The organism is Ruegeria haliotis (assembly GCF_013377785.1).
GTDB classification, from domain to species: Bacteria; Pseudomonadota; Alphaproteobacteria; order Rhodobacterales; family Rhodobacteraceae; genus Ruegeria; species Ruegeria haliotis.
The window spans coordinates 97,871-116,587 of the sequence record NZ_JABXWT010000007.1; the positions used below are offsets into that span (position 1 = coordinate 97,871).

19 protein-coding genes are annotated in these 18,717 nt (G+C 58.5%); 11 read left to right on the forward strand and 8 right to left on the reverse strand.

What is annotated here, in order from left to right; genetic code table 11:
* Positions 1-26: 26 nt before the first annotated feature.
* The 4 genes from grxC to HW561_RS13715 all read left to right on the forward strand — a co-directional run bounded on the left by grxC (position 27) and on the right by HW561_RS13715 (position 2,206).
* On the forward strand, positions 27-284 hold the full coding sequence (grxC, locus tag HW561_RS13700; RefSeq protein WP_176865676.1) for a glutaredoxin 3: 258 nt from the start codon (positions 27-29) through the stop codon (positions 282-284).
* Entirely contained in the window at positions 284-1,114 is an 831-nt protein-coding gene (locus HW561_RS13705) for a carbon-nitrogen hydrolase family protein (RefSeq protein ID WP_176865678.1), read from the forward strand. Before grxC ends, HW561_RS13705 begins: the two co-directional genes overlap by 1 nt.
* 14 nt (positions 1,115-1,128) lie before the next feature.
* Entirely contained in the window at positions 1,129-1,569 is a 441-nt protein-coding gene (locus tag HW561_RS13710; protein ID WP_176865680.1) for a MarR family winged helix-turn-helix transcriptional regulator, read from the forward strand.
* A gap of 100 nt (positions 1,570-1,669) precedes the next feature.
* Entirely contained in the window at positions 1,670-2,206 is a 537-nt protein-coding gene (locus HW561_RS13715) for a hypothetical protein (RefSeq protein ID WP_176865682.1), read from the forward strand.
* A gap of 26 nt (positions 2,207-2,232) precedes the next feature.
* Here the strand turns inward: HW561_RS13715 and ubiG are convergent, their stop codons facing one another.
* Complete coding sequence (gene ubiG, locus HW561_RS13720) at positions 2,233-2,979, reverse strand: bifunctional 2-polyprenyl-6-hydroxyphenol methylase/3-demethylubiquinol 3-O-methyltransferase UbiG (RefSeq protein ID WP_176865683.1); 747 nt, start codon at positions 2,977-2,979, stop codon at positions 2,233-2,235.
* Between the two features lie 48 nt (positions 2,980-3,027).
* Between ubiG and pip the strand changes: the two genes are divergently transcribed.
* The 6 genes from pip (at position 3,028) to infB (ending at position 10,340) form a co-directional block, all read left to right on the forward strand.
* Positions 3,028-4,005 (forward strand): prolyl aminopeptidase, encoded by a 978-nt coding sequence (pip, locus tag HW561_RS13725; RefSeq protein ID WP_176865685.1) that lies wholly within the window; start codon positions 3,028-3,030, stop codon positions 4,003-4,005.
* On the forward strand, positions 4,002-4,823 hold the full coding sequence (locus HW561_RS13730) for an ABC transporter substrate-binding protein (RefSeq protein WP_176865687.1): 822 nt from the start codon (positions 4,002-4,004) through the stop codon (positions 4,821-4,823). Before pip ends, HW561_RS13730 begins: the two co-directional genes overlap by 4 nt.
* A 169-nt stretch (positions 4,824-4,992) precedes the next feature.
* Entirely contained in the window at positions 4,993-5,583 is a 591-nt protein-coding gene (gene rimP, locus HW561_RS13735; RefSeq protein ID WP_176865689.1) for a ribosome maturation factor RimP, read from the forward strand.
* Positions 5,583-7,202 (forward strand): transcription termination factor NusA, encoded by a 1,620-nt coding sequence (gene nusA, locus HW561_RS13740; RefSeq protein WP_176865691.1) that lies wholly within the window; start codon positions 5,583-5,585, stop codon positions 7,200-7,202. Before rimP ends, nusA begins: the two co-directional genes overlap by 1 nt.
* 22 nt (positions 7,203-7,224) lie before the next feature.
* Complete coding sequence (locus tag HW561_RS13745) at positions 7,225-7,848, forward strand: RNA-binding protein (protein ID WP_176865693.1); 624 nt, start codon at positions 7,225-7,227, stop codon at positions 7,846-7,848.
* Positions 7,849-7,856: 8 nt separating this feature from the next.
* A complete protein-coding gene (gene infB / locus HW561_RS13750; RefSeq protein ID WP_176865695.1) occupies positions 7,857-10,340 on the forward strand; it encodes a translation initiation factor IF-2 in 2,484 nt (827 codons plus the stop codon).
* Positions 10,341-10,405: 65 nt separating this feature from the next.
* Here infB and HW561_RS13755 read toward each other — a convergent pair whose 3' ends face one another.
* From HW561_RS13755 to HW561_RS13775, 5 genes are all read right to left on the reverse strand, one after another.
* Positions 10,406-11,236 (reverse strand): alpha/beta hydrolase, encoded by an 831-nt coding sequence (locus tag HW561_RS13755; RefSeq protein WP_176865697.1) that lies wholly within the window; start codon positions 11,234-11,236, stop codon positions 10,406-10,408.
* Between the two features lie 3 nt (positions 11,237-11,239).
* Positions 11,240-12,127: a tryptophan 2,3-dioxygenase gene (locus HW561_RS13760; RefSeq protein WP_176865699.1), complete on the reverse strand. Its 888-nt coding sequence runs from the start codon at positions 12,125-12,127 to the stop codon at positions 11,240-11,242.
* Positions 12,128-12,191: 64 nt separating this feature from the next.
* Positions 12,192-13,220: an L-threonine 3-dehydrogenase gene (tdh, locus tag HW561_RS13765; RefSeq protein ID WP_176865787.1), complete on the reverse strand. Its 1,029-nt coding sequence runs from the start codon at positions 13,218-13,220 to the stop codon at positions 12,192-12,194.
* A 14-nt stretch (positions 13,221-13,234) separates the two neighbouring features.
* Positions 13,235-14,419 carry a glycine C-acetyltransferase gene (locus HW561_RS13770; RefSeq protein WP_176865701.1) on the reverse strand — a complete coding sequence of 395 codons (1,185 nt, stop codon included), beginning with the start codon at positions 14,417-14,419 and terminating at the stop codon, positions 13,235-13,237.
* Between the two features lie 109 nt (positions 14,420-14,528).
* Positions 14,529-15,092 carry a helix-turn-helix domain-containing protein gene (locus tag HW561_RS13775; protein WP_176865703.1) on the reverse strand — a complete coding sequence of 188 codons (564 nt, stop codon included), beginning with the start codon at positions 15,090-15,092 and terminating at the stop codon, positions 14,529-14,531.
* A 117-nt stretch (positions 15,093-15,209) separates the two neighbouring features.
* Between HW561_RS13775 and HW561_RS13780 the strand changes: the two genes are divergently transcribed.
* Complete coding sequence (locus HW561_RS13780; RefSeq protein WP_176865705.1) at positions 15,210-16,385, forward strand: acetyl-CoA C-acyltransferase family protein; 1,176 nt, start codon at positions 15,210-15,212, stop codon at positions 16,383-16,385.
* Between the two features lie 39 nt (positions 16,386-16,424).
* On the opposite strand, the gene ubiB is transcribed toward HW561_RS13780, so the two are convergent.
* Positions 16,425-17,954, reverse strand: a complete 1,530-nt coding sequence (gene ubiB / locus HW561_RS13785; RefSeq protein ID WP_176865707.1) for a 2-polyprenylphenol 6-hydroxylase — start codon at positions 17,952-17,954, stop codon at positions 16,425-16,427.
* Entirely contained in the window at positions 17,954-18,706 is a 753-nt protein-coding gene (gene ubiE / locus HW561_RS13790; RefSeq protein WP_176865709.1) for a bifunctional demethylmenaquinone methyltransferase/2-methoxy-6-polyprenyl-1,4-benzoquinol methylase UbiE, read from the reverse strand. Before ubiE ends, ubiB begins: the two co-directional genes overlap by 1 nt.
* Between the last annotated feature and the right edge of the window lie 11 nt (positions 18,707-18,717).

The following is an 18,717-nucleotide window of genomic DNA, read 5'->3' on the forward strand; positions in this document are numbered from 1 at the left end:
TTATGCGAAACGCGAAGGGACGGAATATGAAACCGGTAGAAATCTATACTTCTCCGCTATGCGGCTTTTGCCACGCGGCGAAACGGCTGCTGAAACAGAAAGGCGTCGAGTTCAAGGAAATCGACGTGTTGCTGCACCCCAAACGCAAGCCCGAGATGATCAAACGTGCTGGTGGCAAACGGACCGTCCCGCAGATCTTTGTCGGTACCGATCATGTCGGAGGGTGTGACGAATTGTACGAACTGGATCGCCAGGGCAAACTGGATCGGTTGCTGGCTGTCTGATGAAAACTGCGCTGCTGCAAATCACCTCATCGGACAATCCGGTCGAGAATCTGGATATGGTTCGCACCATGATGGACCGGGCCGCCCAGGAAGGTGCCCAGTTTATCCTGACGCCCGAAGTCACCAACTGCGTCTCGACCAGCACGACGCGGCAGCGCGATGTTCTGCAGCACGAAGAAGACGATATCACACTGGCAGGCTTGCGTGAGCAGGCCGTCGCGCTGGGCGTATGGGTGCTTATTGGATCGCTGGCGATCAAGACTCATGACGCGGACGGGCGCTTTGCGAACCGGTCTTACATGATCGGCCCGAAAGGGCAGATTGTTGCCCAGTATGACAAGATCCACATGTTCGACGTACAGGTCACTGAAACCGAGACATTTCGCGAATCAGCTAACTACCGGCCCGGCACTACAGCCGTCGTCGCCGATACAGATTTCGGCAAAGTTGGCCTGACCATCTGCTATGATATCCGTTTCCCCCATCTGTATTCCGCGCTGGCACAGGCTGGGGCGCGAGTCATTACCGTTCCGGCGGCATTTTCGCCGGTTACAGGGGTGGCGCACTGGGAATCACTGCTGCGCGCGCGGGCCATCGAAAACGGCTGTTGGGTGATTGCGCCGGCTCAGACCGGTGAACATCCCAAAACACGTGGAAAAACACGCAATACACACGGTCATAGCATGGTTGTGGCCCCATGGGGCGAGGTCGTCATCGACGCAGGCACCGATCCGGGCATTCACATTTTCGATTTGGATGATAGTTCTGTGACAGAGGCGCGCCGTCGCGTACCGTCTTTGACACATGTCCGTTCCTTTGACGGGCCCTGATCCAGAACCGGACCATGACTGACGAAAAGAATGCCCTGGCGGTCACGCTGTTCAGCGAGATCCTGACTGCCGATCAACTGTTGCGCAACCGGCTGAGCCGGGTGCTGCCCAAGGGCATGGAAATCTCGCATTTCTCGGTGCTGAATCATCTGGTCTTTATCGGAGATGAGCGCAGCCCGGCGCAACTGGCCAGTACATTCCACGTGACCCGAGGGGCCATTACCAACACATTGGCCAAGCTGGAATGGGCCGGATACATTCATATCCGCCCCGACTGGGACGACGCGCGCCGAAAGATGGTGGCGATCAGCCCCGCTGGCCGCCGCGCGCGCGATCAGGCGATTTCCGCGATTGCGCCACTGATCAACCGCGTGGTCGGAGAGCTGGGGCTGGAGCGGGTCCGAAGCACACTGCCCGTGCTACGGGATTTGCGGTTGCAGCTTGAGGGGGAGTAGGGGCTGAGGTCAGCGGCCTACTGGGGTGATGGCTTTGTCTATGAGGGCAACGACCCTTCCAGTTGCGGCCATGTTTTTTGCTTTATCGGAGATTCATTGATTGAAGAATTATTTGATAGGTGGGTGCATATGTCTGCTAGGGATTTTGATCATCGGCATCGAGCCGTTGCAGCGAGCGATAAACGACTCAATGAACCGAGGCACCCTGAAGGGTGCGGAAACTTGCATATCCTATTCAAGCAGTGAACTTCTTTCAACGGAAACGATTAGATCAACTTGCGTAAATGCGTTTCAAATGCCCCTTTTTGATCACGATCACGCAACAGGTCGTGCAGGGCCTTGGATGGAACCAGGGGTCGCAGGTTGGGAAGGTATTTTAGAGAACAAGATGCCTGACTTTGTTACAACTTGGGTACAGATTTCAGTAAGCATCTACGATCCGGGAGGCGTCGAACAGGAGTATTTTGCCGAAACTTCGATCTGGATCGATCCTCAAGACGAAGCGGAGTTTCGGATGAAGATACCCGCACTCAAGCGCGAACAAATTGAAGGCATCGAGTTTTGCGAGAATGACAATCCAGCGCCGAAAGCGTGCATGGAATGGGGTGTCAAACGCATATTGGGGCTTTCGATTTAGGCCTAGTACCCGCTTCACGGCCAAACTTACCCCGGCTTCACACTCGCAGTCACATAATTCACGCTCAGATCCCGGTCCGAGATCGACCAGCTCCACAGGATCGGGTTGAACACAAACCCCTTACGATCCACCGGCTCCAGCCCGGCTTGGCGCAGCAGGTCGAACAGCTCATCAGGGGTGACGAACTTGTCCCACTCATGGGTACCACGCGGCAGCCAGCGCATGACGACCTCGGCCCCCAAAATGGCCATCGCATAGGATTTCGGGTTGCGGTTGATGGTTGAGCATATCTCAAGCCCGCCGGGTTTCAGCAATTGCTGCGTGGCGGTCAGGTAGCTTAGCGGATCGGCAACGTGCTCAACCACTTCCATGTTCAAAACAACGTCGAACTGTTCGCCTGCCTCGGCCATCGCCTCGGCCGTTGTGTGGCGATAATCGATTCGCAGCCCCGATTGTTCTGCGTGGACGCGCGCGACCGGTAAATTGCCCTCAGCAGCATCAGCGCCGACAACCTCGGCACCCAGACGTGCCATTGGTTCGCTCAGCAAGCCGCCGCCACAGCCGATATCCAGCAGGCGCAGGCCCTCGAACGGCTTTGCAGCCTTCAAATCGCGATCAAATTCACCCGCAATCTGTTGCGTGATATAATCCAGTCGACAGGGGTTGAGCATGTGCAACGGCTTGAATTTCCCATGCGGGTCCCACCATTCCGCGGCCATTGCCTCAAATTTTGCGATCTCGGAAGGGTCAACCGTGTTCGGATGCGCTTGCATTCCTGTCTCCGTGTGCTCTTTTACGCTTAAGGACTATACAGGCCCATAATGGACAAGTACCCGGACCAAAAGCGCGCAGTTCAATATCTGTACCCGCCGACCGAGCCATTCGATCAGCGATTGGTCAGTGTGGGCGATGGGCACCAGATTTATATGGAGCAAAGCGGTAATCCCAATGGGGTGCCGGTGGTGGTTCTGCATGGCGGCCCGGGTGGCGGATGCAGCCCGGCGATGCGGCGGTATTTCGATCCCCGTGTGTTCCGGGTGATTCTGTTCGATCAGCGTGGCTGCGGGAAATCGCGGCCGCACGCTTCGGTCGAGGATAACACGACCTGGCATCTGGTCGCGGACATTGAGCGCCTGCGGAGCTTGCTCGACATCGAGGATTGGATCGTCTTTGGCGGCAGCTGGGGGGCAACGCTGGCGCTGATTTATGCGCAGACGCACCCGGATCGCGTCAGCCGACTGGTTCTGCGCGGTGTTTTCCTGATGACACAGGCAGAACTGGATTGGTTCTACGGCGGTGGGTCCGGAAAGTTCTGGCCTGAACAGTGGTCGAAGTTTACCTCATTGCTGTCCGAGGATGAGCTGTCCGACACAATTGCCGCTTATAACAAACGTCTGTTTTCGGGCGACCGCGCGACGGAAATTCTATACGCGCGGGCCTGGTCCAGTTGGGAAAATGCACTGGCCTCGATTCATTCCAATGGTGCAGCCGGTGAAAGTCCGGGCGAATATGCCCGGGCCTTTGCAAGGCTTGAGAATCACTATTTCATCAATGGCGGCTTTCTTGAAAAGGACGGGCAGATCCTGGATCAGATGGACAAGATCGCCCATATCCCCGGCCATATCGTGCAAGGGCGTTATGATATGATTTGCCCACCGCAAGCCGCCTGGAAACTGTCCGAGCGGTGGCCGAATGCCGAGCTGAAGATGGTGCGGCACGCAGGCCACGCACTGTCTGAACCCGGGATCAGCGCCGAACTGGTGCGCATCATGGATCGCGTGGCGGAGGGATCGACATGACCCGGATTGATCGCCGTGCTCTGTTTGCCTCGGGTGCTGCCGCTGCGCTGCTGGCGGCAACGGGTGCGTCACTGGCAGATACGCCAAAGTTCGGCGGAGTACTGCGGTTGGCCGTTCCCCGGGATGACAGTTTGGAACAAGTCGCGCGCGGTGCGGTCTTTGATAACCTGACCGAAATTGCCCCGGACGGCACACTGCGCGGGGAACTGGTGACCGGATGGCAGACCGATGCGGACGCGCGCGTCTGGACATTCGATCTGCGCGACGACGCCGTGTTCCATGATGGCGGGGCGCTTGATGTAGGGGATGTTCTGGCCGTATTGGACGATTTCGGACGCACTGAAGCGCTGGCCCCCAACCGAGTGTATCTGGAGCTGTCCGAAGCCAATCCTGGCCTGCCGTTCCTGTTGGCGGACAGCCGTTTTGTCATCACGCGTGCCGGGCAGGGCGTAACGCCCTTGAATTCCGCCAATGGGACCGGATGCTACCGCGTTGACCGGGCCGAGGATGATCGGCACTTTTTGGGACGTCGCGCTGCAAGCCACTATAAGGATGGTCAAGCTGGCTGGGTGGATGCCCTCGAAATCATTGTGATTCCCGACGCCCATGTTCGGGCCGAAGCGTTGCGTGACGGCTATGTCGACGTTGTCGCTGTACCAAATCCGGAAGATACGCGCCGCATCCGGGGTCTGCGTTATTACCCATCCGAGGCTGATATGGCGCTGGCCGTGTCTTCGAATGTCGGGATGCCGCGGCAAATCGGTCAGCGCGGTTTGTTGGATGATGGGCGTATCGCGGAACGGTGGTGGATGGCATGAAACTGGCCTAAATCCGATCACGATCTTTTCCGGGGGTTGCAGACTCGGAAACTCCTGCGTATATGCAGTTGCAACAGCGGCGCGTCGGACTTCTGGTCCGGGGCTCCACCGGAAATTTCGACGGGCCGCGCGCCCGTTTTTTTGTGCCCGGACAAGGGTAGAGCACCAGATGACAAACGACCTGATAGCCAAAGCAGCCATCGACCGGCGACTGGCCGAGATCATCATCCCCGTGATCGAAGATCTCGGGTATGAGCTGGTCCGCATCCGCTTGATGAGCGGTAAGCAGACGACGCTGCAGATCATGGCCGACAAACCCGATGGCGGGATCGAAGTCGATGATTGCGGCGAGATTTCGAACGCGGTCAGCGCCACGCTGGATGTCGAGGACCCTATTCTCGATGCTTACGCGTTGGAAGTTTCCAGCCCTGGTATTGACCGCCCTCTGACTCGCCTCAAGGATTTTGAGATGTTCGAGGGGTATGAGGCCAAGATCGAGACGTCGGAACTGATCGATGGCCGCCGCCGCTTTAAGGGCGAACTGGCCGGGATCGAAGGCGACGAGGTTCTGATTAACATCTCCGAAGGGGACGAGATCATTACAATCGGCCTGCAATTCGACTGGCTGAGCGACGCCAAGCTGGTCCTGACCGATGACCTGATCAAAGAAATGCTGCGCCAACGCAAAGATGCGGGCGCCCTGAATGAAAACGCCTTCGACGAGATTGAGACCGAAGGGTCCGAAGAGGAGACGAACTGATGGCAATTACCTCAGCCAACCAGCTGGAGCTGTTGCAAACCGCCGAGGCCGTGGCCCGCGAAAAGATGATCGACCCCGGTCTGGTTGTCGAAGCGATGGAAGAATCGCTCGCTCGCGCTGCCAAGAGCCGTTATGGGGCCGAGATGGACATTCGGGTGTCGATCGACCGTAAAACCGGCAAAGCGACCTTCACTCGTGTCCGCACTGTGGTTACCGACGAAGAGCTGGAAAACTATCAGGCCGAGATGACTGTCGAACAGGCGCGCCAGTACATGGAAGCGCCCGAAGTCGGCAACGTCTACGTCGAAGAGGTTCCCCCTGTCGAAATGGGTCGCATCGCTGCGCAATCAGCGAAACAGGTGATTCTGCAAAAGGTCCGTGAGGCCGAGCGTGATCGTCAGTACGAAGACTTCAAGGATCGTGCAGGTACTATCATCAACGGCGCCGTCAAACGCGAAGAGTTTGGCAACGTCATCATCGATCTGGGTGGGGCCGAGGCCGTTCTGCGTCGCAACGACAAGATCGGACGCGAAAGCTATCGCCCGAACGACCGCGTGCGCGCGTATATCAAGGAAGTGCGCCGCGAAGTGCGTGGCCACCAGATCTTCCTGTCGCGCACCGCGCCTGAATTCATGGCCGAGCTGTTCAAGATGGAAGTGCCGGAAATCTATGACGGCATCATCGAGGTCAAGGCCGTGGCCCGTGACCCCGGTTCGCGTGCCAAGATCGCCGTTATTTCTTATGACGGTTCCATCGACCCCGTTGGGGCGTGCGTTGGTATGCGCGGCAGTCGTGTGCAGGCCGTTGTGAACGAGCTGCAGGGTGAGAAAATCGACATCATTCCGTGGAACGAAGATCAACCGACCTTTTTGGTGAATGCGCTGCAGCCTGCAGAGGTTTCCAAGGTGGTTCTGGACGAAGAAGCCGGCAAGATCGAGGTTGTCGTTCCCGAGGAGCAGTTGAGCCTTGCCATCGGTCGTCGTGGTCAGAACGTGCGTCTGGCCAGCCAGCTGACCAATCTGGACATCGACATCATGACCGAGATTGAAGAATCGGCCCGTCGTCAGAAGGAATTTGAAGCCCGCACCGGTCTGTTTATGGACAGCCTGGATCTGGACGAATTCTTCGCCCAGCTGCTGGTGTCCGAAGGCTTCACCAACCTCGAAGAGGTTGCCTATGTCGAGCTCGACGAACTGCTGGTGATTGACGGTGTTGACGAAGGCACCGCGCAGGAACTGCAGACCCGTGCACGTGAACACCTGGAGGCACAGGCCAAGGCGGCTTTGGATGCTGCGCGCGCTCTGGGCGTCGAGGACAGCCTTATTGAATTCGAAGGTCTGACACCCCAGATGGTAGAGGCATTGGCCAAGGACGACGTCAAAACGTTGGAAGACTTCGCCACCTGCGCTGACTGGGAACTGGCCGGTGGCTGGACAACGGTCGATGGTGAACGCATCAAGGATGACGGTGTTCTGGAGCCTCTCGGTGTCACGCTGGAAGAGGCGCAAGATTTGGTCATGACCGCACGTATCATGTTGGGCTGGGTCGATCCGGCCGAGCTTGAGCAGGCCGACGAAGAGATTGACGACGAAACAACTGAAGAGGAGGCCGAGGCCTGATCTCGGGCTTCGGGTGGCGCAAATGGGTCGCGGTGGCGTCCATAAGGATCGGTCAGATGGACCAGAGCGAAAGTGCATCGCTACGGGCGAGGTTCAGCCAAAGTACGGGCTGATCCGCTTTGTGACGGGGCCGGACGGTCAGGTCTATCCGGATGTCGCGGCAAAATTGCCGGGGCGTGGTGTCTATGTTGCGGCGGACAAGTCTGCGCTGGACAAGGCCGTGGGCAAAAAGCTGTTCGCGCGCGGGTTCAAGGCGCAGGTGACTGTGCCTCAGGATTTGGCTGGTGAGGTCGAGCGACAGGTGTTGCGTCGTGTGATCGAGTTGTTGAGTCTGGCGCGCAAATCCGGTGATGCGGTTGCGGGCTATGAAAAGGTCAAGACGTGGCTGGACCGGGAAGACGCACAGGTGCTGATTCAGGCTGCTGATGGGTCGGGGCGCGGCAAGTCCAAGCTGAGCACGCCGCACTTCGGCAAATACATCGGTTGGCTGACCGCGGACGAGTTAGGACAGGCATTTGGGCGCCAAACCGTGATTCATGCGGCGCTGGCCTCTGGTGGACTCGCCAAACGTGTTGTAGAGGAAGCGCAGCGCCTGCGTGGCTTGCGCGAAACGGATGACGGCGGCAAGGGCCGCACGGAAGGGTAAGAAGCTTTATGAGCGATAGTGACGGCAAAAAGACATTGGGTCTTCGTGGTGGGGCACGCCCCGGGAATGTGAAACAAAGTTTCAGCCACGGACGGACCAAGAATGTCGTGGTGGAAACCAAACGCAAGCGCGTGGTGGTCCCCAAGCCGGGCGCGGGCAAACCGGGTGGTGGTGCAACGCCGTCGGGTGATCCGTCGCGTCGCCCCGCAGGTATTTCCGATGCCGAGATGAGCCGCCGCCTGAAGGCGTTGCAGGCCGCCAAGGCACGCGAGGCCGACGAGGCCGCAGCCCGTGAGGCACATGAAAAGGCGCGCGAAGAAGAGCGCGCCCGCCGCCGTGCCGAGCAAGAGGCCAAGGAACGCGAACAACGCGAAGCCGAAGAGCGCGCGCGCGCCAAGGCCGAAGAGGAAGAGCGTAAGCGCAAAGAGGCTGAAATTGCAGCTCAACGTGCTGCTGCTCCTGCGGCACCGACAGAACCCAAGGCGGCAGCGCCGCGCAGCCCGGCCAACAAACCGGCCCCCGCTGCCACACCGCGCAAGAACGATCGCGAGCGTGAACAGCGTGGCAATCGTGGCAAGGGCCGTGACGACAACCGCCGTTCGGGTAAGCTGACATTGGGTCAGGCCACTGGTGGTGAAGGTAGTCGTCATCGCTCGATGGCCGCGATGAAGCGCAAGCAGGAACGTGCGCGTCAAAAGGCGATGGGCGGGACGGTCGAGCGTGAAAAGGTTATCCGCGACGTACAGCTGCCCGAGGCCATCGTGGTGTCCGAGCTGGCCAACCGTATGGCTGAACGTGTGGCTGATGTCGTCAAATCGCTGATGAACATGGGCATGATGGTCACGCAGAACCAGACCATAGATGCTGATACTGCCGAGCTGATCATCGAAGAATTTGGCCACAAGGTCACCCGCGTCTCTGATTCGGATGTCGAGGATGTCATCAAAGAAGCCGAAGACGACGACAAAGATCTGCAGTCGCGCCCGCCGGTCATCACCATCATGGGTCACGTTGATCACGGTAAGACCTCTCTGCTGGATGCGATTCGCGATGCACGGGTTGTTGCTGGCGAGGCGGGTGGTATCACTCAGCATATCGGTGCTTATCAGGTGCAGACCGACGATGGTGTAACATTGTCCTTCCTGGATACGCCGGGTCACGCGGCCTTTACCTCGATGCGCTCACGTGGAGCTCAGGTGACGGATATCGTGGTTCTGGTGGTGGCTGCCGACGATGCGGTCATGCCGCAGACGATCGAAGCGATCAACCACGCCAAGGCCGCTGGTGTTCCGATGATCGTGGCGATCAACAAGATCGACAAGCCAGATGCGAATCCGGACAAGGTGCGCACCGATCTGCTGCAGCACGAAGTGATCGTCGAGAAAATGTCCGGTGAAGTTCAGGACGTTGAGGTTTCGGCCATTACCGGTCAAGGTCTGGGTGAACTGCTTGAAGCCATCGCGCTGCAATCCGAGCTTTTGGAACTTAAAGCCAACCCGAATCGCGCCGCACAGGGTGCTGTGATCGAGGCGCAGCTGGATGTGGGCCGTGGTCCCGTCGCTACCGTTCTGATTCAGAACGGCACGTTGCGCCAGGGCGACATCTTTGTTGTGGGTGAGCAGTACGGTAAGGTCCGTGCGTTGATCAACGACAAGGGTGAGCGCGTGAAAGAAGCCGGACCGTCGGTTCCGGTCGAAGTTCTAGGTCTGAACGGGACGCCCGAAGCGGGCGACGTTCTGAACGTGACCGAGACCGAAGCGCAGGCGCGTGAAATCGCTGAGTACCGCGAGCAGGCCGCCAAGGACAAACGTGCCGCTGCCGGTGCCGCGACAACTCTTGAACAGCTGATGCAGAAGGCCAAGGATGACGAAAGCGTCACCGAGCTGCCTATTCTGATGAAAGCAGACGTTCAGGGCTCGGCCGAAGCTATCGTTCAGGCGATGGAAAAAATCGGCAACGACGAGGTGCGCGTGCGCGTGCTGCACTCGGGCGTTGGTGCGATCACGGAAACCGATATCGGCCTGGCCGAAGCATCGGGTGCCCCGGTCTTTGGTTTCAACGTGCGCGCCAATACCTCGGCGCGGAACACGGCGAACCAAAAGGGTGTGGAAATCCGCTACTACTCGGTGATCTACGATCTGGTGGATGACGTGAAAGCCGCTGCATCGGGTCTGCTGAGTGCCGAGATCCGCGAAAAGTTCATCGGTTACGCCGAGATCCGCGAAGTCTTCAAGGTTACTGGTGTCGGCAAGGTTGCAGGCTGTCTGGTCACCGAAGGTGTCGCCCGCCGGTCCGCTGGTGTGCGCCTGCTGCGCGACAACGTGGTGATCCACGAAGGCACGCTGAAAACCCTGAAGCGCTTCAAGGACGAAGTGTCCGAGGTTCAGTCGGGTCAGGAATGCGGTATGGCGTTTGAGAACTACGACGATATCCGTCCGAAGGATGTGATCGAGATCTTCGAACGCGAAGAAGTCACGCGTACGCTGGACTGATCACACAAGACATAAAGACTGAAAACAGCGGCTCTTTGGGCCGCTGTTTTTTGTTTGGATCGGGTTTAGCCAGACCCGTCAGGTAAAAAAGTTCCGGGGTGCAGGATGATGTCAAAGTGGTGCATCCCTTTTTGCAAATCAAAGCTGACTGAATGCCCTGCTTTTCGTAGCAATTCGGCATAGTGCCGGCTTTGGCGAATAAACTCGGCCGTATCCCGTTCGGCCACTGTCACGCGGTACCGCGGGCCGGGGGCAGGCAGGTGTAGACCCGGTGAAAGATCGTGAATCTCGACCGGACTCAATTGCAGCGGGTCATTCGCCGATGTCAGACTGATGGGCTCCAGATCGAATATACCGCTGATCAGGATCACTTCGCGTATCCGCAACCCGGCGTGTGCGAAGATGTCGGCTGATGTCGCCATGATCATCGCCGCCAGATGTGCGCCAGCGCTATGCCCTGAAAGGGTGATTCGTGAGGTGTCGAATCCCAGCGTGCTTGCATGCGACGCCAGCCAAAGCAGGGCCTGACGGCATTCCACCATCATCTGATCCAGCCGCGCCGCCGGTGCGAGCGTGTAGTTCAGGGTGGCGAACGCCTGTCCGCTTTCGGTGACGGCCAGGGCCATCATTGCCGATTCGCGCTGGCTGAGCGCCTGCCAGTAACCCCCGTGAATGAACAGATGCAGCGGCGCATTTGTATCGCCAGAGGGAAAGAAATCCAGCACCTGCGTGGGGCTGTCGCCATAGGCCAAGTTCTCATGAACCGGCTGGCCCGCGCGCGCCTGCGCGCTGAGCGCCGCATAGCTGGCGAGATAGGGCGACAGATCATCGCCGATCATGGAACTGGGTGAATACTCCTGCTCCAGCTCTTGTTGTGAAAATCCCCGGTACAGCATTTCTTAGGCCTGCCCGCTATACATCAGTTCCGTGCGCACATCGTACAGGTCGTGGAAGAACCGCAGTTCCAGCGCCTTGCGTAAGAATGCAACGCCACTGGAGCCACCCGTGCCGGGTTGCATACCAATGACCCGCTCGACCGCCGTGGCATGATCAAAGCGCCAGCGTTGAAACAAGCTTTCGACATCCATCAGCTTTTCAGCCAGTGCATAGAGATCCCAATGCGCTTCCGTGTCGCGGAACACCTGAACCCATATCTTCACAACACGCGGGTCGCCGGAATAGGGTTGGGTATAGTCACGATCGATCAGGTCTTTCGGAACATCGAACCCCTGACGCGCCAGCATGTGCAACACCTCGTCATAAAGCGAGGGCTTATTCAGTGCGGCGTTGAGCATTTCCATGACTTCGGGATCATGTTCGTGCACCTTCAGGGTGGATGCATCCTTGTTGCCGAGAATGAACTCGATTTGTCGGTAGCCGTAGCTTTGAAATCCCGAGGAACTGCCCAGAGCCTGCCGAAACGTCATGTAATCGGCCGGTGTCATGGTCAGCAACGTTTCCCAGGCGGCGATCAATTGCCGTTGGATTGCCTTGATCCGGTCGAGGTTTTTCATCGCCGGGCCAAATTCATCCTGTTGCAGGAACCGGCGTACCTCGACAAGTTGGTGATGCATCAGTTTCAACCACAGCTCGCTGACCTGATGGATGATGATGAACAGCATCTCATCCGGTTGCGCAGGGTCCTGAAAGGTCTTTTGCAAGTTCAGCAAAGTCTTGAGCTGTAGGAAATCACCATAGCTTTGGCGATGAGTCTCGGCAAAATCAGTGACCAAGGTCTCTTCTACGCCCCGTTCTATCAGGCGTTTGTCCTTGTCGTATTCACTCATCCCATGCCTCCCCTGCGCAGGTTTCACACTTGTTTAGAGGCAGATTTTGCAACTATCCAGCAGGTTAGGTCCAGTCCAGTACAACCTTGCCGGAAAGCCCGGATTTCATCGCGGAGAAGCCTTGGGCGAAATCATCCACGGCATAGCGGTGCGTGATCACGCGGGACACGTCCAATCCGTTCTGCAACATGGCAATCATCTTATACCACGTCTCAAACATTTCACGGCCATACACGCCTTTGATGGTGATCGCCTTGAAAACGATACGGCTCCAATCCACCGGAGATTTGCCCGGGGGAATCCCCAGCAAGGCGATCTTGCCGCCCATCACCAACGCTTCGACCATCTGGTCCAGAGCGGCTTGTGATCCGGACATTTCCAGGCCGACGTCAAACCCTTGCGTCATGCCGAGTTCGGTGATGACATCCTGCAGATCCTCGGATGTGACATCCACTGCGCGCAATGTGGGTACAACGTGCTGCGCCAGTTTCAGCCGTTCGGGGTTGATATCGGTGATCACCACATGCCGCGCCCCGGCATGGCGGGCCACTGCAGCGGCCATTATTCCAATAGGGCCTGCGCCGGTGATCAGCACGTCCTCGCCCAGCAGATCAAAGCTGAGCGCGGTATGAACCGCATTGCCCAAAGGATCGAGGATCGCTCCGATATCGTCGGGGATATCTTCTGGCAGGGGCACCACGTTGAAGGCGGGCAGTTTCAGATACTGGGCAAACGCGCCCTGTTCGTTGACACCGATGCCGCGCGTGCCGGGGTCCAGATGGAACTTGCCCGCGCGGCTTTGGCGACTGTCGGTGGTGATCAGATGCCCCTCGCCCGAGCAGCGCTGCCCGATTTCGAGGCCCGTAACATTGCGGCCGACCTCGACAATCTCACCCGCGAATTCGTGACCGGTGATCATTGGCACAGGAACTGTCGCTGCCGCCCACTCATCCCAGTTCCAGATATGGATGTCGGTGCCGCAGATGCCGGTTCTGTTGATGCGGATCAGCACCTCATCCGGGCTGATTTCGGGCACCGGTGCCTGAACCATCCAAAGCCCTTCTTCAGGCTTTGATTTCTCCAGCGCCTTCATCGTGTTCGCGCGCATCAGATCACCCCCAGTTCTTTGCCAACCTTGCCAAAGGCAGCCAGCGCCCGATCCAGTTCATCCCGTGTCAGGGCCGCATTCATCTGGGTTCTGATCCGCGCCTGCCCACGGGGAACCACGGGGAAGAAAAAGCCCGAGACATAGACTCCTTCATCGAACAGTTTGGTTGCCATTTCCTGCGCCAGTGTTGCCTCGCCCAGCATGACAGGGATGATCGGATGTTCGCCGGGTAGCAGGTCGAACCCCAACTCCTCCAACCCCGTACGCCAGTATTTGGCGTTACCGAATAGCTGCGCGCGCAACATGTCACCTTCTTCGACAAGCCGAATCGCCTCGAGACCTGCGGCGACGATGGAGGGCGGCAGCGAATTCGAGAACAGATAGGGCCGCGCCCGCTGCCGCAGCAGGTCGATCACTGGCTGCGGCCCGGCGATATAACCGCCGATTGCCCCCCCAAGTGCCTTGCCCAAGGTTCCCGTCAGAATTTCCACATCGACGCCGAAATGATCCGGCGTACCCGCCCCGTGCGGCCCCATAAAGCCGGTGGCGTGGCAGTCGTCCACCATGACAATGGCGTCGTACTTGTCAGCCAGTTCCCGGATCTTCGGCAGGTTGGCCAGATAACCATCCATCGAGAACACGCCATCAGTTGCGATCATGATATGTCGCGCGCCGTCTTCGCGCGCCTGTTTCAGCCACGCTTCAAGATCGTTCATATCGTTGTTCAGATAGCGATAGCGCTTGGCCTTGCACAGCCGCACACCGTCGATGATCGAGGCATGGTTCAGACTATCCGAGATGATGGCGTCTTCAGGCCCTAACAATGGCTCAAACAGTCCACCATTGGCGTCGAAGCAGGCGGCGAACAGGATCGAATCGTCCTTGTTCAGAAACTTGGCCAGCTTCTGTTCTAGCTCGCGGTGAATATCTTGCGTGCCGCAGATGAACCGGACCGAGGCCATGCCGAACCCTTTGGGCTCCATCGCATCTTTTGCGGCGTCAATCAGGGCAGGATGATCCGCAAGGCCCAGATAGTTGTTGGCGCACAGATTGATGACCTGTTTACCACCCACAGTAATCTCACCGCCCTGAGGCGAGGTGATCATTCGTTCACGTTTGTACAGGCCTTCTGCTTCGATCTGCGTCAGGGTGTCCGTGATGTGGGACAGGAATGCATCTGCCATGGCGATCTCCTTGCTCTGAGTCGCACATCTAACATAACGGACAAAATTCCCAAATAGGGGAATTACAGTATGAAGGAAAAATTTCCGTGAAGGCGGAAATTCGCCAGAATCAGGCGTTCTTGACGATCAGAAACACTCGGGCCGGGCCGTTGGCGGAAATGGAATGCGCGATATCTGCGGCATATCGGGCAGTGTCACCTTGGTTTAGTTCGGAAACTGCCGACCCTGAGGTGATGCGTACCGAACCCTCTAAAACGGTCAGCTGTTCACGCGCGCCGCGTGCATGAGGCTGGCTGTTCAGGGCTCCATCCTTGTCGAACTGGATATCGTAGACTTCATGTCCCCCGGCCTCTTCCGGGGGGGAGAGGATGCGAATTCGGCAGTTCTGACCCATGTTGTCGATGCTGGGAACCTCAGCCTGGCGCAGCACTTCGATCTGGTCCGTGTTGTTGGCCTCTTCCAACAGCCCGGCGAAATCCACTTGCAAGGCGCGGGTCAGGTTCCAGAGGGTCGAGATTGTCGGGCTGCTTTCGCCGCGCTCGATCTGGCTGACCATTGACCGCGACACGCCACTGAGGTTGGCCACAGCTTCAAGGGACAGGCCCTTGGCCCGGCGCGCCTCTTTCAGGCGGGCTGGCAGGCGTATCAGGATATCGTCTGGGTTTTCCGTCATGACGGAATCTCATGCACTTTGAGCATCTAATTGTCAATTCCGGCTGTGACGGAACGTCCTGTGGGACAGACCAATGCTGCGGATGCATACTGCCGCCAAGCCCATGAGGAGAGAGACATGACAGATATCGTGATTTTGGACGGTGCCCGCACCGCCATTGGTACATTTGGCGGTGCCTTGGCATCGACTGCGCCAATTGATCTGGCAACTGTAGCGACCAAAGCCGCGCTCGAGCGGTCGGGGGTCGAGGGGGCTCAGATCGGGCATGTTGTATTCGGTCATGTGATCAACACCGAGCCGCGCGACATGTACCTGTCCCGTGTTGCCGCGATGCAGGCGGGTATTCCGAACGGTACGCCCGCGATGAACGTGAACCGGCTGTGCGGGTCTGGCGCTCAAGCGATTGTGTCTGCGGTTCAGTCCCTGATATTGGGTGATGCCGACTTTGCGGTGGCAGGCGGTGCGGAAAGCATGTCGCGCAGCCCCTACATCGTGCCTCAGGCGCGATGGGGTGCGAAGATGGGGGATGTGACCTCGCTGGACATGATGCTGGGCGCGCTGAATTGTCCATTTGGTACGGGGCATATGGGCGTCACAGCCGAAAATGTCGCGGATGAACACCAGATTAGCCGCGAGCAGATGGATGACTTTGCCGTGACCAGCCAAAGCCGCGCGGCGGCTGCCATCGAGGCCGGTTATTTCGAAAGTCAGATCGCGCCGGTGCAGGTCAAAGTCAAACGGGATATGGTCGACTTCAAGGTTGATGAGCACCCCAAGGCCACGACCGCCGAGGTGCTTGCCGGATTGCGGCCTGTGTTCAAGAAAGATGGGCGCGTGACGGCCGGTAACGCCTCAGGGATCAACGACGGTGCGGCGGCGATGGTTCTGGCGACGGCGGTTGCGGCCGAGAAGGCCGGGTTGAAGCCAAAAGCGCGCATCCTTGGATACGCCCATGCTGGCGTCCGCCCCGAGGTGATGGGGATTGGTCCGGTTCCGGCAGTGCGTAATCTGCTGGAGAAAACTGGCCTCTCGGTCGGGGATTTCGACGTCATCGAAAGCAATGAAGCATTTGCGGCGCAGGCTTTGGCGGTCAATCAGGAACTTGGGCTGGATGGTGCGCGTGTAAACCCGAATGGTGGCGCGATCGCTCTGGGGCACCCGGTTGGCGCCACCGGCGCGATCATCACTCTGAAAGCGCTGTATGAACTCGAACGCATTGGCGGGACCAAAGCGTTGATTACCATGTGTATTGGTGGCGGTCAGGGGATTGCCATCGCGATCGAACGGCTCTGACCGGAACGGAAAGAGGGGGCAGTCTGCCCCCTCGGCCTTCTAGCTGAGTGCTATGACGAGAAGGACCGCAGCTGCTCCGACCGCTGCGCCGACTGACGCGGGCAGAAGCATGGGCAGAAATCCAGATCCCTGGGGTTCATCCTTGTGCGTTTGCGCGATCAGTGCGTTTTCGACCAAGGCGGGCAAGCGTGGGCCAAAACGGGCAAGGACCATTGCAGTCTTGCCGAAATCGCGCAATGCCGCGCGGGGTCCGATGGACTTCTTGATGTAATCTTCAACCACCGGGCGGGCGACTTCCCAGATGTTCATATGCGGATCCAGTGAGCGGGCCACACCTTCGACCACCACCATTGTGCGTTGCAGCAGGATCAACTCGGTCCGGGTTTCCATGCCAAAGCGTTCGGTCACTTCGAACAGATAGCTTAGCAACCGGCCCATCGAGATATGGGTGGCATTCATGCCAAAAATAGGCTCACCCACGGCGCGCAGGGCGCGGGCGAATTCGTCGACGTCCTGGTTGGCAGGGACGTAGCCAGCTTCGAAATGCACCTCGGCCACGCGTTTGTAGTCGCGTCGGATGAAGCCAAAGAGGATCTCGGCATAGACCCGGCGGGTATATTCGTCGATATGGCCCATGATGCCGTAGTCGTAGGCGATGATATCGCCGTTGGCTGCGACCTTCAGGTTGCCCTGATGCATATCGGCGTGGAAATAGCCATCGCGCAAAGCATGCATCAGGAACAGGCGCAGGACCCTCTCGGCCAGATCGCTGCGATTGTGTCCTGCCGCGTCCAGCGCTGCGTTTTTCCCAAGTGCAATCCCATCCGCCCAGCTGAGCGTCATCACGCGGCGTGCGGACAGTGACCATACAACCGGCGGTAGCCAAAACCCGGTATCGTCCTTGGTGTTGGCGGCGTACTCGGACGCGGCCGAACTTTCCAGACGCAAGTCTAGCTCGCCGCGCACGACGCCGTCGAAATGTTCGATAACCTCCATCGGGCGCAAGCGGCGCGCGCCGGGGGCAAACAGCTGCACGATACGGGCCGCGAAATAAAATGCGTCGACGTCCTTGCGAAACGCGCGTTCGATGCCGGGGCGTAGAACCTTGACCGCCACGTCCTCGCCCGTGCTGGTCAGTTTCGCTTTGTGGACTTGCGCAATAGAGGCCGCAGCGATCGGCTCGCTGAAGTCCGAGAACATCTCGGTAACTGGCTGGCCCAGTTCTTTTTCGACCTCTGCCATGGCTTCAGTGCGCGAAAAAGGCGGCAGCTTGTCCTGAAGCACGCGCAATTGCTCGGCCAGTTCATTGCCGACCACATCTGGCCGTGTTGAGAGCACCTGACCGAACTTGATATAGGCCGGGCCCAACGCCGTCAGGGCACGCGTGGCGGGGGGCATGTTGGGGTCACCCTTGTAGCCCAGCCACTGAAACGGCTTTCCCAGCGCATGTGCCACGAACCTCAGGGACCGCGGCGCCTCGAACGCTTCCAGCACGACGTTCATGGCGCCCGTGCGCTCGAGCGTTGCGCCTGTGCGGATCAGGCGGATGATGTTGTGAGGGCCGCGCATCAGATTTTCCAGCCGGAATGTAGCGCGGCAATGCCCATGCTGAGATTGCGGTATTTGGCGTTTTCGAAACCCGCCGTGCGAACCATGTTCAGAAAGGTATCTTGATCCGGGAACTTGCGGATTGATTCGACCAGATACTGATAGCTGTCATAGTCGTTGGCGATCAGCTTGCCCATGCGCGGGATCACGTTGAAACTGTACAGGTCATAGAGTTTCTGCAGCCCGTCGTTGGGCAACTGGCTGAATTCCAGCACCATCAGGCGCCCGCCGGGTTTGAGCACGCGGAACGCCTCATTCAGGGCTTCCTGCGGGCGGGTCACGTTCCGGATGCCAAAGGATATAGTATAGACGTCAAACGTGTTGTCCTCGAACGGCAAGGCCATCGCATCGCCCACCACCCAGTTCAGGCTGTCGACCATCTGATCGGCTTCGGCGCGTTGGCGACCTGCAATCAGCATCGGCTCGGTCAGGTCCAGAACCGTAGCGTGGCCATGACCCGCGCGTTTCAGGAACCGGAACGAGATATCGCCGGTGCCGCCGGCCACGTCCAGAAGCCGCTGTCCGGGACGGGGGGCCAGCCAGTCCATCATCGCGTCCTTCCAGACACGATGGATGCCCATCGACATGACATCGTTCATCACGTCATATTTCGAGGCGACCGAGTTGAATACGCCTTGCACGCGGCCTGCTTTTTCGGCCTCGCGCACGGTTTCGAACCCGAAATGAGTGGTCTTGTCGCTGTTGTCGGACATTAGCCTTGCCG

What these genes read in the sequence shown, in the direction of transcription:
- grxC (WP_176865676.1), top strand. Translation starts at nt 27, where the DNA reads ATGAAACCGGTAGAAATCTATACTTCTCCGCTATGCGGCTTTTGCCAC.
- HW561_RS13705 (WP_176865678.1), top strand. Translation starts at nt 284, where the DNA reads ATGAAAACTGCGCTGCTGCAAATCACCTCATCGGACAATCCGGTCGAG.
- HW561_RS13710 (WP_176865680.1), top strand. Translation starts at nt 1,129, where the DNA reads ATGACTGACGAAAAGAATGCCCTGGCGGTCACGCTGTTCAGCGAGATC.
- ubiG (WP_176865683.1), bottom strand. Translation starts at nt 2,979, where the DNA reads ATGCAAGCGCATCCGAACACGGTTGACCCTTCCGAGATCGCAAAATTT.
- pip (WP_176865685.1), top strand. Translation starts at nt 3,028, where the DNA reads ATGGACAAGTACCCGGACCAAAAGCGCGCAGTTCAATATCTGTACCCG.
- HW561_RS13730 (WP_176865687.1), top strand. Translation starts at nt 4,002, where the DNA reads ATGACCCGGATTGATCGCCGTGCTCTGTTTGCCTCGGGTGCTGCCGCT.
- rimP (WP_176865689.1), top strand. Translation starts at nt 4,993, where the DNA reads ATGACAAACGACCTGATAGCCAAAGCAGCCATCGACCGGCGACTGGCC.
- nusA (WP_176865691.1), top strand. Translation starts at nt 5,583, where the DNA reads ATGGCAATTACCTCAGCCAACCAGCTGGAGCTGTTGCAAACCGCCGAG.
- HW561_RS13745 (WP_176865693.1), top strand. Translation starts at nt 7,225, where the DNA reads ATGGGTCGCGGTGGCGTCCATAAGGATCGGTCAGATGGACCAGAGCGA.
- infB (WP_176865695.1), top strand. Translation starts at nt 7,857, where the DNA reads ATGAGCGATAGTGACGGCAAAAAGACATTGGGTCTTCGTGGTGGGGCA.
- HW561_RS13755 (WP_176865697.1), bottom strand. Translation starts at nt 11,236, where the DNA reads ATGCTGTACCGGGGATTTTCACAACAAGAGCTGGAGCAGGAGTATTCA.
- HW561_RS13760 (WP_176865699.1), bottom strand. Translation starts at nt 12,127, where the DNA reads ATGAGTGAATACGACAAGGACAAACGCCTGATAGAACGGGGCGTAGAA.
- tdh (WP_176865787.1), bottom strand. Translation starts at nt 13,220, where the DNA reads ATGAAGGCGCTGGAGAAATCAAAGCCTGAAGAAGGGCTTTGGATGGTT.
- HW561_RS13770 (WP_176865701.1), bottom strand. Translation starts at nt 14,419, where the DNA reads ATGGCAGATGCATTCCTGTCCCACATCACGGACACCCTGACGCAGATC.
- HW561_RS13775 (WP_176865703.1), bottom strand. Translation starts at nt 15,092, where the DNA reads ATGACGGAAAACCCAGACGATATCCTGATACGCCTGCCAGCCCGCCTG.
- HW561_RS13780 (WP_176865705.1), top strand. Translation starts at nt 15,210, where the DNA reads ATGACAGATATCGTGATTTTGGACGGTGCCCGCACCGCCATTGGTACA.
- ubiB (WP_176865707.1), bottom strand. Translation starts at nt 17,954, where the DNA reads ATGCGCGGCCCTCACAACATCATCCGCCTGATCCGCACAGGCGCAACG.
- ubiE (WP_176865709.1), bottom strand. Translation starts at nt 18,706, where the DNA reads ATGTCCGACAACAGCGACAAGACCACTCATTTCGGGTTCGAAACCGTG.